An 18,259-nucleotide genomic window follows, 5' to 3' on the forward strand; every position below is an offset into this window, starting at 1 on the left:
CGCGCCCGGGGGGCCCCCCCCGCACGACGGAGAGCGGGGTGTGGGCGTACACCCCGAGCGGGGGGGGCCCATTGGGGGCGTGCGCCCGCACACTCACACGAGTGGGCCGGGCGAACGCCCGTTCTGCGACTTCGGGTCAGACGGTGTCTTCGTCCTCGGGGGCAGGCTCGGCGAACCCGGGGAGCCACCGCGTGAGGATCTCCATGTACGGCGCGTATGCGTCCAGCTGAGCGCAGATTCCCACCGAGCCGACGAGAACCCGGAAGATCATCAGATACTCCGCAGGCAGATTCAGTGCCCGGGCCGTCCGGAACTGCGCACTGTTGAAGTCGGTGGCGGAACCCGCGGCCTTCTGCAGCCAGGAGCGGGTGAAGTGGAACGATTCGGTACGGATCGGGTCGGTGACGGGACGCAGGTAGTCCGCGATCTCCTTGTCGGTGACCGTTCGGCCGGGCAGGACGAATCCGTTGGCGTGCAGCAACTCCGTCAGTTCGTCGAACTGCTCGTGGAGCGCCAGCCGGACCATCGACCCGAGCACCGGGGGAAGGCCGTGCGGAAACGGTGCCGCGGCACCGAAATCGATGACACCGAGGCGGCCGTCGCTGTGCAGCATGAAGTTACCCGGATGCGGGTCGCAGTGAAGCAGGCCGACGCGGGTGGGGGAGGCGAAGTGGAACTCCGCGAGCAATGCGCCCGCGGTATTGCGTTCCTCGGGGGTGCCGTCGGCGATGATGGCCGACAGCGGCTTCGCCGACATCCATTCGGTGACCACCACCTTGGGGGCACTGGCGACCACGTGCGGAATTGCGAACTGCGGATCCCCGTCGTACACCTTGGCGAAGCGGCGCTGATTGTTCGCCTCGATCCGGTAGTCGAGCTCTTCCTCGGTGCGGGCCGTGAACTCGTCGATGACCGGGCGCACGTCGACGCCGGGCATGACCGAGGCGAACAGTCCCGCGAACCGGCCGAGCGTCTTCAGGTCGGCGCGCAGGGCCTCGTCCGCGCCGGGGTACTGAACCTTGACGGCCACGTCGCGACCGTCGGCCCACACCGCGCGGTGCACCTGGCCGATGCTGGCCGATGCGGTCGGGGTGTCGTCGAACGACTGGAACCGGTCACGCCACTTGGTGCCCAGCTGCTGGTCGAGCATTCTGTGGACTGCCCGCGCGGGCAGGGGAGGCGCCTGCGCCTGCAGCTTGTTCAGCGATTCACGGTAGGGCTCCGCGAACTCCTCGGGGATCGCCGCCTCCATGACGCTGAGCGCCTGCCCCAGTTTCATGGCGCCGCCCTTGAGTTCGCCGAGGACCGCGAACAATTGCTCGGCGGCCTTCGCGCTCAGCTGGGCGTCGATCTCGTCCCTGTCGCCGCCGGTCAGCTTCCGGCCGAAGCCCATCGCAGCACGCCCCGCGATCCCCAACGGGATGCTCGCGAGTTTGGCGGTGCGGGCAGAACTCCTGCGGGGGATGTCGGACACCCCACCATCATGCATCATGACCGAAGCCGGTTCGATTCGCCCACGGCGGGTGCCAGATACGTGCAGCTGCAGCTCGCCTGCCGCGGCCAGCGCCGGGTCACCAGCCGGTGCGCGCCGAGATCGATCTCGAGCGTCGTATCGAGGCTGCTGGGCGGCGCGCCTCGCGGGGCGGACAAGACGGCCTCGAGCTGGCCGAGGGCGACTGCGGCCGTGGCCATGATCACGGCGGGGCTCGCGTGCCCGACCGTCCCGAGGAGCTGAGCGGACAGGTGCGGCCAGTCCTCGTCGTACGCGGCGCGGAGAAGGTCGGCGCACCGCAGGCAACTGGTGTGGCCCGGGAGCACCAGCGGGCCGACCACACCGCGACCGTCACGCAGCCGGACCTGCAGGTGCGGTATCCCGTTCTGGACCAGATCCGCGACGAGCCGAGGGTCCGCCACCAGATCGTCCGCGAGCACGACGCACAGGGCGTTCCACCGCCGGACGTCGCCGTCGGCGGAATAACGGAAGGAGCGTGAGACTCGGATGCCGCCGTCCGTGAGTCCGGCCGACACCGCATCCGACAGCGGTCCGCGCCCGTGCACGCGGATCGGGATCGTGTCCGCGACGGGGGACGTGCCGGCGACATCGATCAGACCGGCCCGGTCGAGGTCGCCGAGAAGCTTCGACACGTCCGTGGGTGCCAGGCCGTGCCCGACGGCAGTCCACAGGATGTGCGGCCGCGAGTTCTTCCCGTCGAGCAGTCGGACGACGGCGAGGAGTTGCTCGGTCCGGACACCGGGCGGCGGGGCGAGTACGAGCGCGCGCTCGGGATCCCAGCCGAACTGCACGCGCCCGTCAGGGCGGACGAGTACGGCGATCCGGGGATCGAGAGTGACACCGACGTGAGGTGTGGGCTGGATGGTCACCCGCTGAGGATCGCAGGCCACGACCGGGCATCAGCGCGGAAAATGCGGGTTGTCCACAGGCCGAAACGTGCTTCGACCTGTGGATCTCCTGCTATCGAAAATTGGTGAGATCAGGAGGTCAGGACTCGGGCTGGTCGTCCTTGCCGGACTTGCCGCGTTCGGCCTCCTCGGCCCGCTCGCGGGCCTCGGTTGCCTCCAGCTGCGCCATCGGATTGTCGAAGTCGCCGCCGTCGCCGCCGCCGAGCACACGTTCGACGAACGAATCCGGGCTGTCGAGATCGGACGAGTCGGGCAACAGGTCGGGGTGGGCCCACACACCGTCACGGGCGTCGACGGTTGCCTCGGACGTGAGGCGGGTCCACAGCTGCGCGGCCTCCCGGACCTTACGGGGACGCAGTTCGAGTCCGACGAGCGTCGCGAACGTCTGCTCGGCGGGTCCGCCGGTCGCACGCCGACGGCGCAGCGTCTCGCTGAGGGCCGCGACGCCGGGAAGGCGGTCGTTCAGCGCCGACGCGACGACGACCTCGACCCAGCCCTCGATGAGGGCGAGCAGTGTCTCGAGTCGCTCGAGCGCCTGCTTCTGTTCGGGTGTGGTCTGCGGTTCGAACGCGCCCTGCTGCAGGATGTTCTCGAGCTGCGACGGATCGGTCAGCGCGGACGGGTCGAGTCCCTTCGCCATGTCCTCGATGGCCGAGAAGTCCATCGTGATGCCGCGGGCGTATTCCTCGACGGTGGCGAGGAGACGCTGACGCAGCCACGGGACGTGGCTGTACAGGCGCTGGTAGGCGGCCTCGCGTGCGGCGAGGAAGACGAGGATCTCGCGGTCGGGCTGCTCGAGCCCCTTGCTGAACCGCTCCACCGCGGCGGGGAGCAGTGCGCCCGTGCCTGCCGGACCGAGGGGGAGACCGATGTCGGTGGAGGTGAGCACCTCCTTCGACAGCTGGCCCAGGGCCTGGCCGAGCTGGGAGCCGAACGCGAGGCCACCCATCTGGCTCATCATCCCGATCATCGGGCCTGCCATCTGCTGCGCTTCTTCGGGCAGCCCCTGCACCCACATGCCGGACACCTTCTCCGCGACGGGGTCGCACAGCCGCTTCCAGGTGTCGAGGGTGTTGTCGAGCCAGTCGTTGGGCGTCCACGCGACAGTCTTCGTCGCGCCCGCGGGCAGCGTCGTCGCGGCGTCGAGCCACAGTTCGGCGAGCCGTGAGGCATCGGCGATCGCCTCGGAGTTGCCCTGGGTGATGGGCGCGACGGACCCCATCTGCTGGCGCGCGAGTTTCTTCGCGATCTCGTAGTTGACCGGGCCGGTCTGCTCCCCGGAACCCATCGACGTGCCCATCCCGCTCAGCATCTGGCCGAACTGGGTCAGCATCTGGCCGAGGGAGGCCGGGTCGAAGCCCCCGGCGGGGAAACCACCCGCCCCGAAACCGAAGTCGTCGGAACCGCCCGCGTTCTTGTCGCGGTCGGGCCCGTTCTGATCCCCCGTGTTCTTGTCACGATCGGGATCGTCGTCGGGTTTGGAGAAGCCGAAGGGCGGATTGCTCATGACTCAACGGTACAAGGCGCGTGGTTCCGTGGCTGTCCACCACGTCACGCTGACGGCGAACACGCGGACGGCCGACAGCGGCGTCTACGGGTTCGCGCTCTACGCTGGTCCAGGTGAATCGACGGATCGTGACGCTTCTGGCTGCGCTGGCCCCGATCGTGGTACTCGGAATTCTCGGCACGGTGATCAAGGTGCCGTATGTGGCCCTCGGGCCGGGACCCACGTTCAACACGCTCGGCGAAGTGGGTGGTGAGGAAGTCGTCGCCATCGAGGGAACGGAGGTCGACGACACCACCGGCCACCTCAATATGACGACGGTCGCCGTCCGCGACGACCTCAACGTGTTCGAAGCGTTCGGATTGTGGGCCAGTGGGCGGCAGGGCATCGTCCCCCGCGAGGAGGTCTACCCGCCCGACAAGTCGAAGGACGAGGTCAAGCAGGAGAACGACGCCGACTTCCAGCAGTCGGAGGACAGCGCCGAACTCGCGGCACTCCACTTCCTGGGCAAGCCGGTGGACCTGCGGATCGCCAAGGTCGGTGACGACGGCCCCTCCAACGGACTACTGCGCGAGGGCGACGTCTTGGTGAGTGTCGACGGGAAGCCGGTGTCGACGGTCGGTGGCGTGCAGGAGGCGGTGGCCGATGTGCCCCCGAACACCGAGGTGCCGATCGTGATCCGGCGTGACGGCGCGGAGACGACGGTGCGGGTGGTGCTCGGCGCACGCCCGGACGACGAGTCCAAGGGCTACCTGGGGATCACTCCCGAGGAGATCCCGGACGTCACGTTCACGATCGACTTCAACCTCGCCGACGTCGGCGGCCCCTCGGCAGGGCTCATGTTCACCCTCGCCGTGATCGACAAACTCAGCCCGGGCGAACTCAACGGTGGCAAGTTCGTAGCCGGCACCGGAACGATCGACTCCGACGGCGACGTCGGCCCCATCGGCGGAATCAAGTACAAGTTGATCGCCGCGGAGGAAGCGGGCGCCGAGACGTTCCTCGTGCCGGCGAAGAACTGCGACGAAGCACGCCAGGGTGCACCCGACGGGCTCCGGCTGGTGAAGGTCGAGAACCTCGACGGAGCCGTCGACGCGCTCGAGGCTATCGATGCCGGAGCCGACGCGCCGCACTGCTGAGCGGTCAGTCCTCCTCGGTCGCGTCGAGGGTGGCGTACAACGCGCTGATGAGATTCGGCGCCAGATCCTCGTAGGTGAGGAGTTCGATCCCGGCGTACGGGTCGGCGTCCTCGTCGGGGCGCAACTGCATCAGACACAACGACGGTCCGTCGCGCAGCACGGCGGCGATCAACCGGGCGGACCGGCGGTCGGGGTGCGACTCGGCCGCGGCCCGCGCGGCGTCGTCGGCGGCATTGCGATCGGACAGCAGGGGGACGAGTGCGTCGTCGAGATCGGACTCCGCCTCGGGCGGCAGAACGACGATCTCCTGAACGAGGGCGCACCCCACCACGGACTCCGGCCAACTGGTGGTGGCGAGGAACTCGTCGAGTGCGCGCGACCCGCCGTCGATGTCGTCGGGAAACGGATCCTGTTCCACCGGCGTCAATTCCGCGCCGTCGGCGAGTTGGTCGAGCAGGCTCGGTTCGGCGGCCGCGAGCAGTTCGGTCGGGACGAGTGCGAACATCTGGGGCGGCTGATCCCACCCTCCGGCATCGACGAATTCGACCACCTCGCGCACACAGCGGGCGAGGGCGTCCGTCACTCGGTTCACATTCTCTTCACTCACGAGACCCATCTTCGCACCCCCGGAACAGGACCGGCGGCGGCATCTCTCGGTTGTTACGTAGAGTGGGACGAAACGGTCACGCCCTCGCTGTTCGGGTGTGGACGAACGAACGGTGCAGATGATCGCGGCGCGACAGCGTCGCCGAGTTCTTGGAGTGTGGCACGTGGGCATGCGGCCCCCCGCAGGTTTACCGTCGTTGTCCAAACGCAGCCGAGTGCTGCTGGTGCTGGCGCTTGTCGTCGCGGCCCTGTTGCTGGTGGGCCCTCGGCTCATCAGTACCTACACGGACTGGTTGTGGTTCGGTGAGGTCGGATTCCGTGGTGTCTTCACCACGGTCCTCGTCACCCGTCTGCTGCTCTTCCTCGTAGTCGGGGTCGTGGTCGGCGGAATCGTCTGGCTGGCACTGCTGCTCGCCTACCGTTCGCGGCCGGTGTTCGTCCCGGTGTCGGGTCCCAACGATCCGGTGGCGCGGTACCGCACCACGGTGATGACTCGGCTGCGCCTGTTCGGCCTGGCCATTCCGATCGCGGTGGGACTGCTCGCCGGGTTGATCGCCCAGTCCAGCTGGGTGACGGTGCAGTTGTTCATCAACGGCGGCGCGTTCGGTGTCGCCGATCCCGAATTCGGCCTCGACGTCGGCTTCTATACGTTCGATCTGCCGTTCTACCGTTTCGTCCTCAACTGGCTGTTCGTCGCGGTTCTGCTGGCGTTCTTCGCGAGCCTGGTGACGCACTACATCTTCGGCGGTCTCAAGCTGGCGGGCCGGGGCGGGGCACTGACCAATGCGGCGCGAGTCCAGTTGGCGGTGCTCGCGGGAACGTTCATTCTCCTCAAGGCAGTCGCGTACTGGTTCGACCGCTACTCGCTGCTGTCGAGTAGCCGCAAGGAACCCACGTTCACCGGTGGTAGCTACACCGACATGAATGCGGTGCTGCAGGCGAAGCTGATCCTGCTGGCCATCGCGGTCATCTGTGCGGGCGCGTTCTTCGCGGCGATCTTCCTCCGCGATCTGCGGATTCCCGCAATGGCGACAGCGCTTCTCGTGCTCTCCTCGATCCTGGTCGGCGCGGTGTGGCCGCTCGTGGTGGAGCAGTTCTCGGTGCGTCCCAACGCCGCCGACAAGGAGAGCGCGTACATCGAGCGGAACATCGCCGCCACCCGACAGGCGTACGGCATCACCGACGACAAGGTCGAGTACCAGGACTATCAGGGGTACGGAACGACGCCGCCGCGGGACGTGCCCGCCGACGTCACGACCATCGAGAACACGCGACTGCTCGATCCGAACATCCTGTCGCGGACGTTCACCCAGCAGCAGCAGTTGAAGAACTTCTACGGTTTCCCGCCGACGCTCGACATCGACCGGTACGACATCGACGGGCAGTTGCGTGACTACATCGTCGCGGCGCGCGAATTGTCGTCCAAGAGCCTGACGGGTAACCAGACCGACTGGATCAACAAGCACACCGTCTACACGCACGGCAACGGGCTGGTCGCGGCCCCCGCGAACCGGGTGAACGCCGCTGCCGGCGAGTCCGCGGAGGAAGCCGCCAACAGTAACAGCGGTTACCCCGTCTATATGGTCAGCGACATCGCCTCGCAGGAGGCGGGTAATCAGGTCATTCCGGTCGAGCAGCCGCGCATCTACTACGGCGAGGTCATCGCCGACACGGACGCCGACTACGCGATCGTCGGCGGATCCGAGGGTTCGGACCCGCGGGAGTACGACACCGACACGTCGCGCTACACGTACACCGGTTCGGGTGGTGTGCCGATCGGCAACTGGTTCAACCGGTTGGCGTTCGCGGCCAAGTACACCGAGCGCAATATCCTGTTCTCCGGTGCCATCGGTTCGGATTCCAAGATCATCTACAACCGGGACCCGCGGGACCGGGTAACGCACGTCGCCCCGTGGCTGACCGCGGACGGCGACTCGTACCCGGCCGTCGTCGACGGCAAGGTCGTGTGGATCGTGGACGCCTACACCACTCTGCAGGACTACCCGTACGCCCAGCGCAGTTCGCTCGACGGACTCGTCGAGGACAGCATCGACCAGAACACCGGCCGCCTGCTGCCCCGTAAGGAGGTGTCCTACATCCGCAACTCGGTGAAGGCCACCGTCGACGCGTACGACGGCACCGTGAAGCTCTACCAGGTGGACCAGAACGATCCGGTGCTCGATGCGTGGATGGGTGTGTTCCCGGATGCGGTTCAGCCGGCGGATTCGATTCCCGACGAGCTGCGTGCGCACTTCCGCTATCCCGAGGACCTGTTCAAGGTGCAGCGAGAGATGCTCGCCAAGTACCACGTGGACGATCCGAAGGAGTTCTTCACCAACAACGCGTTCTGGTCGGTGCCGAGCGATCCCACGATCGACACGAGCGCGAACCAGCCGCCGTACTACGTGCTGGTCGGTGATCCCGAGACCGGGAAACCGTCGTTCAATCTGACCAGTGCGATGGTGGGTTACAGTCGCGAGTTCCTGTCCGCATATCTGTCGGTGAAATCGGATCCGGAGAATTACGGCAAGTTCACGGTGCTCCAGTTGCCGACCGACACGCAGACCCAGGGTCCGCAGCAGACGCAGAACTCGATGATCTCGGATCCACGGGTGGCGTCGGAGAGAACCCTGCTCGAGAGATCGAACAAGATTCAGTACGGCAACCTGCTGACCTTGCCGATCGCGGACGGCGGCATCCTCTACGTCGAACCGATGTATACGGAGCGAAGTTCGACGGGCCCGAACACGTCGACGTTCCCGCAGCTGTCCCGAGTGCTGGTGAGCTACCGCGAGCCACCGCCGAGTAACAGTGTGCGCGTCGGGTACGCCCCGACGTTGGCGCAGGCGCTCGACCAGGTGTTCGGTGCCGGCACGGGCTCGGTGGCGACGGCACCCAGTGCGGAAGAAGGAACGCCTCCGGAGACCGGAGCCACGCCGCCAACCGGTCAGGGTGCGGCACCGGCGCCGACCGCCCCGGCGACACCGCCGTCCGGCACGGATGTCTCGGCGGCCGTGGCGGAGTTGGACGCGTCGCTCGACGCCTTGACGTCGGCGCAGCGCAGCGGTGACTTCGCGGCCTACGGCGCCGCCCTCGCCCGCGTCCAGAAGGCGGTCGCCGCGTACGAGGCGATCCCGAAGTAGAGGCGCTTCAGCCGCAGAGAGAACGAGGCCCTGTCATCCGGTTCGGATGACAGGGCCTCGTTATGTCTGATCGGAAGATCAGCGCAGTGCGTCGACCAACTGCGGGTTGGCGTCCACCAGCTGCTGGAACTGCTGCCCGTAGCCGTTCTGCTCGGCGACCTGACGCGCGGAGTCCAGTGCCTGCTGTGCGGCGGGCTGGACCGGGGCGGGTGCCTGGACCTGAGCCGGAGCCGCAGGGGCGGGAGCCGGGGTGGGCTCCGGAGCGGGTGCGGGAGCCTCGGCGACGCCGCCGCCACCGGTGGACAGGTACTGACCGCACACCGGCCACGCACCCTGGCCCTGCGTCGCGAGAACATTCTCGGCGACGCGGACCTGCTCGGCCTTGCTGGCGCTCGATGCCGAACCGGCGCCGCCGTTGGCCTCCCAGGTGCTCTGCGAGAACTGCAGGCCGCCGTAGTAGCCGTTTCCGGTGTTGATTCCCCAGTTGCCGCCGCTCTCGCACTGGGCGACGCCGTCCCAGTTGTGGGAAGCGGCGGAGGCGGTGCCGGTGCTCAGTCCGAGTGGGGCGGCGACGACGGCTCCGGTGACGGCGATCCAGCCGAGGGCACGCTTGCTGATGCTGTGATTGGTCATGCGGGTCAATCCTCTCCGCGCTTGCTGGCGTGGCCGGCCTGCGGGCGACGACGTCAGCGTCGTCACGCCGGGCTGCGATTCTGTGCCGCGTCCCTGCCCCTCGAAGGTTTCGGGGATTCCGAACCCGCGGGGCAGAGCTAGCAGCGGCGGGCCGGCTTTCGCCCGGTTGTTTCGGGCCGAGAGCGACCGTACGGGAGCTTCGCCCGCAGTTCACCTGGCGAAAATGGTGGACAGCTGTCCGGCGTCGACGGCAAATTTTCCCTGTTTGCGCAGGTCAACCGGCCTCGATATCGTTTCGGACCCTATTCGTTACCCCACTGTTATGTGGTGGGGATCACCACGAATTTGTGCAGCGGCTCACGTCGAAATGGCCGGGAATCGGATCCCGGTGGTGTAGGGCGAGGCCGTGCAATGCAGGAGTGCCCCGCGCGCAGTCGTGCTGCGCGCGGGGCACTCCGAGCAAGTGTGTGGTGCGGATCAGAGGTACTGTCCGCAGACCGGCCAGGCGCCGGGTCCCTGGGTCGCCAGGACACTCTCGGCCACGCGGATCTGCTCTTCGCGCGAGGCATTGGCCGGCGAGCCGGAGCCGCCGTTCGCGGCCCAGGTGCTGTCGGTGAACTGCAGACCGCCCGAGAAGCCGTTGCCGGTGTCGGCGCCCCAGTTGCCGCTGCTCTCACACGCTGCGACGGCGTCCCAGTCTCCGGAAGCAGCCGATGCGGTGCCGGCGCTCAGGCCGAGCGGCACTCCGATGACTGCTCCGGTGAGTGCGATTGCGCCCATGGTCCGCTTGACGATGCTGGAATTGGTCATGTGGTTGATTCCTCTCCGCGCCTGCTGACGAGGTGGTGGTGGTGCGGTAACGGCTGGTGTGCCGACCCGGTGGTCGATCTGTCCTCGTCCCTGCCCCTCGAGGTGTCGGGATTCCGAATTCCGCGGGGGCAGGTCGAGCTGCGGCGGGTCGGCGTTGCCCGGTAGTTTCGGGCTGGCAACGAACGTACGCGGTGATCACGGAATGGTCACGGGTAGATTTTCTGTGACGGGCGTCCAAATACTGGGACGAACGGACGGTGTTTTCCCAGGTCGTCCCGGAAATATCAGGTTTCGGCAGCGTTACAGATTTTCCCTAATATGTGACGAGCGTCATAACTTTTAGGTAACGGATGTGACTCGAGTGGTGCTGAAAGGTTGCTACTCGGACTCTTTCCGGGCGATTTGCAATCCGTTCGTTCGCTCGTGTAACTTTGTCCATGCAACGCGGGGTGGAGCAGCTCGGTAGCTCGCTGGGCTCATAACCCAGAGGTCGCAGGTTCAAATCCTGTCCCCGCTACCACTGAAGAACCGGTGTCCTGGAATCCAGGACACCGGTTCTTTTTTGTCTGTCTTGGTCGGTGTGGGCGGTTCTTACGTACGCGTCGTTCACACCAGCAGTCCTGCCACGTGCGCGCACGCCGCGACGCGCGCTCCCACCGCATCGCCGGACTCGATGGCACCCACGATCCGCACGTGCGCGGTCCGGCGAGCCTCCGATCGAGATCCGCACTCCACATGTCCGACCGGTACAGGTGCGATTGCCCGTCCAACCGCAGGAGAGCTTCGCTCACGTTGGGGCTGCACCATCTTCTTCAACTGCTGCACCGCCTCATCGGTGGCAGCGGCAGTCGCGTGAAATGAGGCCAGCCCGTCGAGTACCTCGCGGACCTCGAAGACGGCGCGGATCGAGTTCGCGTCGAGAGAATCGACCCTGGCGCCCGCATTGCGGGTGTAGACCGCGATGCCCTCGTAGATGAGTTGCTGCACGGCCTCCCGGACAGGGGTGCGGCTGACGTTCAGCTTCGCGGCCAGCGCGGAACGCTCAGTGGCGTGTCGGGGGGCAGCGGGTCGTGACCTCGCCGCCCGGCCCGGCTCCTGCGTCGACCCAATTCGATCGCCGGCGGGAGGGCGTCCCACCGGCTGATCCCGCTAGCGGGCGGACAGTACCCGTGCGGATTCACGAAGTGCCGCAGTCGGTTTGACGAATTCCTTCAACCCGGCCACCTTGGCCGCGATGTTCTCCGCGACCGTGATCGGCGGATGTCCTGGCTGGATCCGACACGCCGCGCCGACGGTCCGGCGATCGGCTTCCAGACGGTGACTTCGCAGATCTACGTGGATGATTCGATCGCACTCGGCGGGATCAGCTCTCCGTAACGTCCATCTCGATCAGGACGCGACGCAGCAACTTGCCCGTCGCGTTGCGGGGGAGTTCCTCGATGAAGATGATCTCGCGGGGCACCTTGTACCGCGCCAGGTTCGACTTGACGTGTGCTTTCAACTCGTCGGCGTCCTTCGCGGACTTCGGGCCGGGTACCACGAAAGCCCTGAGGCGATGGCCGAATTCGGAATCCTCGACACCGATCACGGCGGCTTCGAGCACGTCCTCGCGGTCGGCGAGCAGGTTCTCGACCTCGAGGGGGTAGACGTTCTCGCCGCCGGAGACGATCATGTCGTCGTCGCGGCCATCCACGAAGAGGAGGCCGTTGCGGTCGAAGTGGCCGACGTCGCCGGTGGACAGCAGACCGTTGATGCGCTCCTTGTCGCGACCGTCGGTGTATCCGGAGAAGCTGAGTCCGCTGGCGACGAAGATCCGTCCGACGGTCTCGGGTTCGGTGATCCGTTGACCCGACTCGTCGTAGAGTTCCACGTGGCAGGTGACGGGCGCCCGCCCCGCGGTGCCCGGCGCCAGCGCAAGGTCGGCCGGAGTCGCGACGGTGGCGACGGCGACCTCGGTGGAGCCGTACAGGTTGTGGAGCACCTCGCCGAAGGCGGCGGTGGTGCGCTTGCACAGGTCGGGGGAGAGTGCGGACCCGGCCGCGAAGATGATCTTCAGGCTCGACGTGTCGTACTTGGCCAGGGTCTCCGGCCCGAGGTCGATGATGCGCTGCAGCATGGTGGGAACGACGACGAGTATGTCGCAGCGGTGCTTCTCGACCAGACGGATCGTGTTCTCCGGATCGAACTTGCGATGCATCACCACGGTCTGGCCCAGTGCCAGCGCGAGTGCGAACTGGGAGACTCCCGTCCCGTGGAAGGCGGGGGCCGCCATCATCATCGTCTGGCCGCGTCGCAGCGGAACCCGGTCGAGGAACTGGGCCGACGCGAGCGGCGACGTGTGTCCGCGGGGAGCGCCCTTCGGTGTGCCCGTGGTGCCGCTGGTGAGGAGGACGAATCCGCCCTGCGTGGACGGCGCGGGAAGCGAACTGCGGTCTCTGCCCTCCATCACGTCGTCGAGTGTGCGGACCTGAGACGTCGAATCGTCCTCCGCCCACGAGCGATAGGCGATGACCTCGTCGGGGAGGGCCTCGGCGACCGCATGGAACTCGTCGTCGTATACGAAGGCCTGAACCTGCTCGCGGGCGGCGACGTCGACGAGCTGGGGTCGCGCGAACCCGGTGTTCATCAGCACCAGCTTGGTGCCGTTCTTGGCGGCGGCGAGCATCGTGAGGACCAGGCCGCGATGATTGCGGCACATGCATCCCATGACGGAACCGGGAGTGATGCCGTCCGCCTGCCACGCCCGAACCAGGGCATTGGACAGTTCCTCGATGTCGGCGTAGGTGAGCGGGCCGCGCTCGTCGATCAGGGCCACCGCATCCAGCCCGGCCTCCGCGTTCGCGTGGACGGGCCCGGCGAACGGACCGTACTTCCGCACGGCCAGGATCGATCGGACGCCCTGGTCGACGCGGGGAAAGGGAACGAGGCCTGCGCGGTTCATCACCCGCACCGCTCCCACGGTGTCCGTGATCTTGGTGAGGAAGTGCTGAGCTGGCATGAAGAACCCCTCCGGCCGCAGTGACGGACTTCCCGTTCAGCGTAGAGGAAGAGAGCGGTCCAGCCACGCCGTCCGGCGAAGCCGGACGCGATCACCCCGATGCTGCGAAGTTGCTGCGAGGTCCCCGGGCTTCGAGCACGAAGAAGCCCCCGCCGCAGGTGAGCGCGGCGGGGGCTACACCCCTCGATGAAAGTCCCCCACGAGCTGCTACTTCAGCTCGGCGGACGACTTTCCGAGCAGACGGCGGGCGACGATCAGCTGCTGGATCTGCTGCGTTCCCTCGAAGATGTCGAGGATCTTGGAATCGCGTGCCCACTTCTCGAGCAGCGGGCGCTCCGAGTAGCCCAAGGTGCCGGCGAGTTCGACGGCCTTGAGGGAGATGGCGGTTCCGGTGCGACCGGCCTTCGCCTTCGACATGGATGCTTCGAGTGAGTTCGGCTTCTTGTTGTCCGCCATCCACGTTGCGCGCAGAGCGAGCAGGTAGGCGGACTCCCAGTCGGCCTCGAGCTGCAGGAACTCGGCGGCGGCCGCGTGCTGGTTGTATGCGGGGGTGTCGTAGGAGATCTCCACACCGGCGTCGGAGAGGATGCTGCGCAGTTCCTCGAGCGCGGCGCGGCCGAGGCCGACCGCCATGCCGGCGACGATCGGACGGGTGTTGTCGAACGTCTGCATGACGCCGGCGAAGCCCTTCTCGACGTTGACCTCCGGCGTGCCGAGCAGGTTGTCCATGGGGATCCGGCAGTCCTGCAGCAGCAGCACTGCGGTGTCGGACGCCTTGATGCCCAGTTTGTGCTCGAGGCGGGCGACGCTCAGGCCCGGGGCGTCGCGCGGTACGACGAACGACTTGATCGCGGCGCGGCCCTTCGTCTTGTCGACGGTGGCCCACACGACGATGTGCGTGGAGCGCTCGCCGGCCGTGACGAAGATCTTCTCGCCGTTGAGCACGTATTCGTCGCCGTCGAGCACCGCGGTGGTGGTGACGGCGGCGGAGTCGGAACCGAAACCGGGTTCGGTGATGGCCATCGACGCCCACACCTTGCCGAAACGCTCGAGCTGCTCGTCGGTGGCGACGGCGGCGATGGCCGAGTTGCCGAGACCCTGGTACGGGATCGCCAGTGTGAGACCCACGTCGCCCCAGCAGGTTTCGATGACGTTCATCAGCGACGACATGTTGCCGCCGTTGACGTTCCCGATGACCTTCGGCTCGTCGCCGCGGCCGAGGGCGGCGCCCGCCGCGCCCTTGCCGGAGTCGTTGAGTCCCTCCACCATGGCGGCCATGGTGTCGAGTTCCTTGGGGTAGGCGTGCTCGGCGATATCGTACTTGCGGGAGATCGGCCGGAAGATTTCCGCGGCGACCTGGTGCGCCTGGTTCGCGGAGGCTTTGAGCTTCTTGGGAAGTTCGAGGTTGATCATGACAGTTTCCTTAGTTCGAATCCGGCCGCTCAGATCAGGACGATGCCCTCGGCGACGCCGATGGCGCGCAGATCGCGGTACCAGCGCTCCACGGGATGTTCCTTGGTGTAACCGTGGCCACCGAGCAGCTGGACGCCGTCGAGACCGATCTGCATGCCCTTCTCGGACGCCAGCTTTCGGGCGAGGGCCGATTCGCGGGCGAAGGAGAGCCCCTGCTCGGCGCGCGAGGCGCCGCGCAACGTCACCAGACGCAGGCCGTCGAGCTCGATGCCGATGTTCGCGACCATGAACGCGACCGCTTGACGGTTGCTGATCGGTTCGCCGAACGCGACTCGCTCGTTGACATACGGGATCACGTAGTCGAGAACGGCCTGTCCGGTTCCGACCGCGAGCGACGCCCAGCCCAGGCGGGCGAGCCGGATGGCGTCGGCGTACTCGGCCTTCCGCACGTCGGCGTCGGTGTCGCCGAGCAGACCCGACTCGGGCACGGCGACGTCGGTGAGGTTGAGCCGGCCGAGGCCCGCGGCGCGCAGACCCATGCTCGGGTCCGCCTCGACGACGAGTCCCTTGGTGTCGGCCTCGACGATGAAGAAGGAGGGCTTGCCGTCGAGTTCGGCTGCCACGATGAACAGCTCCGACGAGGCGGCGGCGGGAACGAGGCTCTTGACGCCGTTGAGCTTGTAACCGCTGGGGGAGCGAACCGCCTTGGTCTGCAGCGCGAACGGATCGAACAGTGCGCGGGGCTCGTTGACGACCACGGCGGCGTTCGGAACCTGCTCGCCCGTGAACGAGGGCAGGTAGGTCTTCTGCTGGGAGTCGGTGCCCCACTGCGTGAGGGCGACGGCGACACCGCTCGGCGCGAGGATCGGCAACGCGAGTCCCATGTCGCCGTGGGCGAGAGCCTCGGCGACGAGAGAGTTGGTGACGGCCCCGCGCTCGCTGGCGGCCCCGTCGAGTTCCTCGGGAACGTTGATGAGGGTGATGCCGAGTTCGGCGGCGCGCTTCACGAGATCCGCGGGCGCGGCGGCGGCAGCGTCGGCGTCGTGGCCCGCGGGCCGCAGGATCTCGGCCGCGAACTCGCGCACGGTCTCGACGATCATCTGCTGCTCGTCGCTGGGGGTGAGGTCGAAGTAGCCGGCCTTGGCGGTCGGGTTGTCGGGGAGGCGCTTCGGCGCACCGCCGCCGGACACCTTCTGGAAGCCGCGGGTCGCGGCGCCGAGGGTTTTGAAGCCGGTCTTCGTGCCTTCGTAGGTCACCCGGTCGATCGTCTGGCGCAGGTTGTACTTCTCGGCCAAATCGGAACCGGTGATCTTGGTCAGCACGCGCATCGCGGCACCCATGGCGTCGCGCTTGACCGGATTCAGTCCGACGGCGGACGTGTCGCGGGGCTTCCGCTTCGCGCTGTCGTTGGGGGCAACAGTGTCTTGCTTGCTCATGATCACCAGCTGTTTCTCGGTGTTCGGGCGTGGACAGGATCTATCTTACTCAGCAGTAAGGTGGGTGTCTACTATCGAGTAAGTTCGAATGTCTGCGACCGTCCGCGAAAGCGCCCCGGCTCCTACCGTCGTGTCCACGGTCGCGTTCGTCGGACTGCCGCTGCTGCTCGGTCTTTATCTGCGCGCGCAGCGCGATCTCGCCGCGACGTACCGGCTGCGCGCCGCCGAAGCCGAATCACGCCGGCTGGAGTCGCAGTCCCGCGCCGTCGTCGCCGAGCGCAACGCACTGGAGCGGGAACTGCACGATCTCGTCGCGCACCACATGGCGTCGATCGTGCTCCGGATCGGGGTGGCGCAGCACGTGCTGACGGTGTGGACGGCCGCACGAGTTCGGTGCTCGAGGACGTGCACCGCATCGCATCCGATGCCCTCGCCGACATCCGGCGGCTGCTCGTCGCGCTGCACGATCCCTCGATGGGCGACGTGGCGCTCGTGGAACCCGAGGCGCTGTCGATAGAGATCGCCGCTGCGGTCGACCGCACGCGGGCTGCGGGCTTCCCGGTGTCAGCGGGGATCGGCCCCGGCATCGCCCGGCTCGACGCGATCGGCCGGCTGACGCTCCTGCGTGTGGTTCAGGAATCGCCGACGAACGCGATGAGGCACACGCGGCGGGAATTGGCTCAGGAGAAATTCTTCGTGACGGACACCGGCGTTCCGTCCTCCTCGGGGCCGAGGATGGCGACGCCGGACTCCTCCGTCGGAGTCTTGTCGGGAACCGCTGTCTGTCTTACTGCCGGCGTCAGTTCGAGCGCAGGCGGGACAGCGCCTCGTCGTGGAGCAGCGTGTTGGTGGCCAGTGCGCTGCCTCCGTGCGGGCCGTCGGCGCCGGCGAGGTTGGTGAAGCGGCCGCCGGCTTCGCGCACCAGAACGTCGAGCGGCGCGAGGTCCCACAGCGACACCTCGGGTTCGGCGGCGATGTCGACGGCGCCCTCGGCGAGCAGGCAGTAAGAGAAGAAGTCGCCGAACCCGCGGACCCGCCACACGTCGTCGGTGAGGGAGAGGAACTGTTCGCGGATGCCCAGTTCCTTCCATCCCGACAGGCTCGAGAACGTGAGGCTGGCCGATCCCAGTCGGTCTACGGCGGAGACGGCGAGGCGAGCGGGCGCCGACCCGTCGAACGTCGACCAGGCACCCGCGCCCGAAGCGGCCCACCAGCGGCGTGCGAGTGCCGGGGCGCTCACCACGCCGACGGTGGGGACGCCGTCCTCGAGCAACGAGATCAGGGTGGCCCAGATGGGGACGCCGCGGACGAAGTTCTTGGTGCCGTCGATCGGGTCGACCACCCACTGGCGTCCCGAGAGCTGAGCGTCGCCGCCGAACTCCTCACCCAGCACGGCGTCGGTGGGCCGCTCGGCTTCCAACGTCGCGCGCACTGCCCGTTCCACGGCCAGGTCGGCGTCGGTGACCGGCGTGAGGTCGGGCTTGTCGTCGACCGACAGGTCGAGCGCCCCGAATCGGGCCCTGGTGATCGCGTCCGCCTCGTCGGCGATTCGGAGGGCGAGCTGCAGGTCGGCGTGGAGGTCGGTCACGGTCGCACAGATTACTCGTACCGCGTGGTCGTACGGCGCCCGCGCGAACTCAGTCGATCTTCACTTCGGCGAGCTTTCCGGTGGCGACGTCGAAGACGAACCCGCGAAGGGACGTGGTCGCCGTGATGAACGGGCTGGACTCGATGCGGCGCAGCGACTGCCGGACGTCCTCGTCGAGGTCGGAGAACGCCTCGGCCGACCAGGCCGGTTTGATGCCGACCTCGTCCTGGATGGATTTCTTGAAGTCGTCGTCCGTGAACGTGAGCATCCCGCAGTCCGTGTGGTGGATGAGGATGATCTCGGTGGTGCCGAGCAGTCGCTGGCTGATCGCGAGCGACCGGATCTCGTCGTCCGTCACCACACCGCCGGCATTGCGGATGACGTGCGATTCACCCTCCTGGATGCCGAGGATCCGGTAGATGTCCAGGCGCGCGTCCATGCAGGCGAGGACCGCGACGTGCTTGCTCGGGGGGAGGGGGAGCGGCCCGGTGAATCCGGCGGCGTACTCCTCGTTGTTCTTCAGGTACTGGTCGGTCACGGTCATCGTCGACTCCGTCCGGAATGGCGG

General features: G+C 67.3%; 12 protein-coding genes, 1 tRNA gene and 3 pseudogenes. 4 read left to right on the top strand and 12 right to left on the bottom strand.

Translation table 11 applies throughout. The features are described 5' to 3' along the window. Positions 1–136: 136 nt before the first annotated feature. The 3 genes from ACFVJ3_RS00005 to ACFVJ3_RS00015 form a co-directional block, all read right to left on the bottom strand. Positions 137–1,492, bottom strand: a complete 1,356-nt coding sequence (locus ACFVJ3_RS00005) for an ABC1 kinase family protein (RefSeq protein WP_378450115.1) — start codon at positions 1,490–1,492, stop codon at positions 137–139. Beyond that, positions 1,489–2,382: a hypothetical protein gene (locus ACFVJ3_RS00010; protein WP_378450116.1), complete on the bottom strand. Its 894-nt coding sequence runs from the start codon at positions 2,380–2,382 to the stop codon at positions 1,489–1,491. Before ACFVJ3_RS00010 ends, ACFVJ3_RS00005 begins: the two co-directional genes overlap by 4 nt. Positions 2,383–2,500: 118 nt before the next feature. Next, positions 2,501–3,928, bottom strand: coding sequence for a zinc-dependent metalloprotease (locus ACFVJ3_RS00015; protein WP_378450117.1), 1,428 nt, complete (start codon positions 3,926–3,928; stop codon positions 2,501–2,503). Positions 3,929–4,041: 113 nt separating this feature from the next. On the opposite strand from ACFVJ3_RS00015, the gene ACFVJ3_RS00020 reads away from it, so the two are divergent. After that, positions 4,042–5,064, top strand: coding sequence for a PDZ domain-containing protein (locus tag ACFVJ3_RS00020; RefSeq protein WP_378450118.1), 1,023 nt, complete (start codon positions 4,042–4,044; stop codon positions 5,062–5,064). A 4-nt stretch (positions 5,065–5,068) separates the two neighbouring features. Here the strand turns inward: ACFVJ3_RS00020 and ACFVJ3_RS00025 are convergent, their stop codons facing one another. Further along, a complete protein-coding gene (locus tag ACFVJ3_RS00025; protein ID WP_378450119.1) occupies positions 5,069–5,680 on the bottom strand; it encodes a PPA1309 family protein in 612 nt (203 codons plus the stop codon). A gap of 154 nt (positions 5,681–5,834) precedes the next feature. Between ACFVJ3_RS00025 and ACFVJ3_RS00030 the strand changes: the two genes are divergently transcribed. Beyond that, positions 5,835–8,813, top strand: coding sequence for a UPF0182 family protein (locus tag ACFVJ3_RS00030; RefSeq protein ID WP_378450120.1), 2,979 nt, complete (start codon positions 5,835–5,837; stop codon positions 8,811–8,813). Between the two features lie 78 nt (positions 8,814–8,891). Here ACFVJ3_RS00030 and ACFVJ3_RS00035 read toward each other — a convergent pair whose 3' ends face one another. Together ACFVJ3_RS00035 and ACFVJ3_RS00040 are read right to left on the bottom strand one after the other, a co-directional pair. After that, complete coding sequence (locus tag ACFVJ3_RS00035; protein WP_378450121.1) at positions 8,892–9,446, bottom strand: transglycosylase family protein; 555 nt, start codon at positions 9,444–9,446, stop codon at positions 8,892–8,894. 480 nt (positions 9,447–9,926) lie between these two features. Beyond that, positions 9,927–10,256: pseudogene (locus ACFVJ3_RS00040) on the bottom strand (transglycosylase family protein); the annotation flags it as partial. Positions 10,257–10,699: 443 nt separating this feature from the next. Between ACFVJ3_RS00040 and ACFVJ3_RS00045 the strand changes: the two are divergent. Further along, a tRNA-Met gene (locus ACFVJ3_RS00045) sits at positions 10,700–10,776 on the top strand. Positions 10,777–10,862: 86 nt separating this feature from the next. Here ACFVJ3_RS00045 and ACFVJ3_RS00050 read toward each other — a convergent pair. The 4 genes and pseudogenes from ACFVJ3_RS00050 to ACFVJ3_RS00065 all read right to left on the bottom strand — a co-directional run bounded on the left by ACFVJ3_RS00050 (position 10,863) and on the right by ACFVJ3_RS00065 (position 16,109). Beyond that, a pseudogene (locus ACFVJ3_RS00050) lies at positions 10,863–11,371 on the bottom strand (GntR family transcriptional regulator). A 248-nt stretch (positions 11,372–11,619) separates the two neighbouring features. Then, positions 11,620–13,254, bottom strand: a complete 1,635-nt coding sequence (locus tag ACFVJ3_RS00055) for an acyl-CoA synthetase (protein WP_378450122.1) — start codon at positions 13,252–13,254, stop codon at positions 11,620–11,622. A 207-nt stretch (positions 13,255–13,461) separates the two neighbouring features. Continuing rightward, positions 13,462–14,667: an acyl-CoA dehydrogenase family protein gene (locus tag ACFVJ3_RS00060; RefSeq protein ID WP_378450123.1), complete on the bottom strand. Its 1,206-nt coding sequence runs from the start codon at positions 14,665–14,667 to the stop codon at positions 13,462–13,464. 29 nt (positions 14,668–14,696) lie between these two features. Beyond that, positions 14,697–16,109 (bottom strand): acyl-CoA dehydrogenase family protein, encoded by a 1,413-nt coding sequence (locus ACFVJ3_RS00065; protein ID WP_378450124.1) that lies wholly within the window; start codon positions 16,107–16,109, stop codon positions 14,697–14,699. Positions 16,110–16,227: 118 nt separating this feature from the next. On the opposite strand from ACFVJ3_RS00065, the pseudogene ACFVJ3_RS00070 reads away from it, so the two are divergent. After that, a pseudogene (locus tag ACFVJ3_RS00070) lies at positions 16,228–16,766 on the top strand (sensor histidine kinase); the annotation flags it as partial. A gap of 136 nt (positions 16,767–16,902) precedes the next feature. Here the strand turns inward: ACFVJ3_RS00070 and hisN are convergent. Both hisN and ACFVJ3_RS00080 read right to left on the bottom strand, forming a co-directional pair. Beyond that, entirely contained in the window at positions 16,903–17,691 is a 789-nt protein-coding gene (gene hisN / locus ACFVJ3_RS00075) for a histidinol-phosphatase (protein ID WP_378450125.1), read from the bottom strand. Positions 17,692–17,740: 49 nt separating this feature from the next. Continuing rightward, the gene (locus tag ACFVJ3_RS00080) at positions 17,741–18,235 is read right to left on the bottom strand and encodes a beta-class carbonic anhydrase (RefSeq protein WP_378450126.1); all 495 of its coding nucleotides are present in this window, start codon (positions 18,233–18,235) and stop codon (positions 17,741–17,743) included. Positions 18,236–18,259 lie beyond the last annotated feature (24 nt).

Source organism: Rhodococcus sp. NPDC127593 (assembly GCF_042671975.1).
Classification (GTDB): Bacteria; Actinomycetota; Actinomycetes; order Mycobacteriales; family Mycobacteriaceae; genus Rhodococcus_F.

Excerpts from the sequence above, each read along its gene's own strand:
- ACFVJ3_RS00035 (WP_378450121.1), bottom strand. The coding sequence starts at position 9,446 with ATGACCAATCACAGCATCAGCAAGCGTGCCCTCGGCTGGATCGCCGTC.
- ACFVJ3_RS00055 (WP_378450122.1), bottom strand. The coding sequence starts at position 13,254 with ATGCCAGCTCAGCACTTCCTCACCAAGATCACGGACACCGTGGGAGCG.
- ACFVJ3_RS00080 (WP_378450126.1), bottom strand. The coding sequence starts at position 18,235 with ATGACCGTGACCGACCAGTACCTGAAGAACAACGAGGAGTACGCCGCC.
- ACFVJ3_RS00025 (WP_378450119.1), bottom strand. The coding sequence starts at position 5,680 with ATGGGTCTCGTGAGTGAAGAGAATGTGAACCGAGTGACGGACGCCCTC.
- ACFVJ3_RS00015 (WP_378450117.1), bottom strand. The coding sequence starts at position 3,928 with ATGAGCAATCCGCCCTTCGGCTTCTCCAAACCCGACGACGATCCCGAT.
- ACFVJ3_RS00060 (WP_378450123.1), bottom strand. The coding sequence starts at position 14,667 with ATGATCAACCTCGAACTTCCCAAGAAGCTCAAAGCCTCCGCGAACCAG.
- ACFVJ3_RS00005 (WP_378450115.1), bottom strand. The coding sequence starts at position 1,492 with ATGATGCATGATGGTGGGGTGTCCGACATCCCCCGCAGGAGTTCTGCC.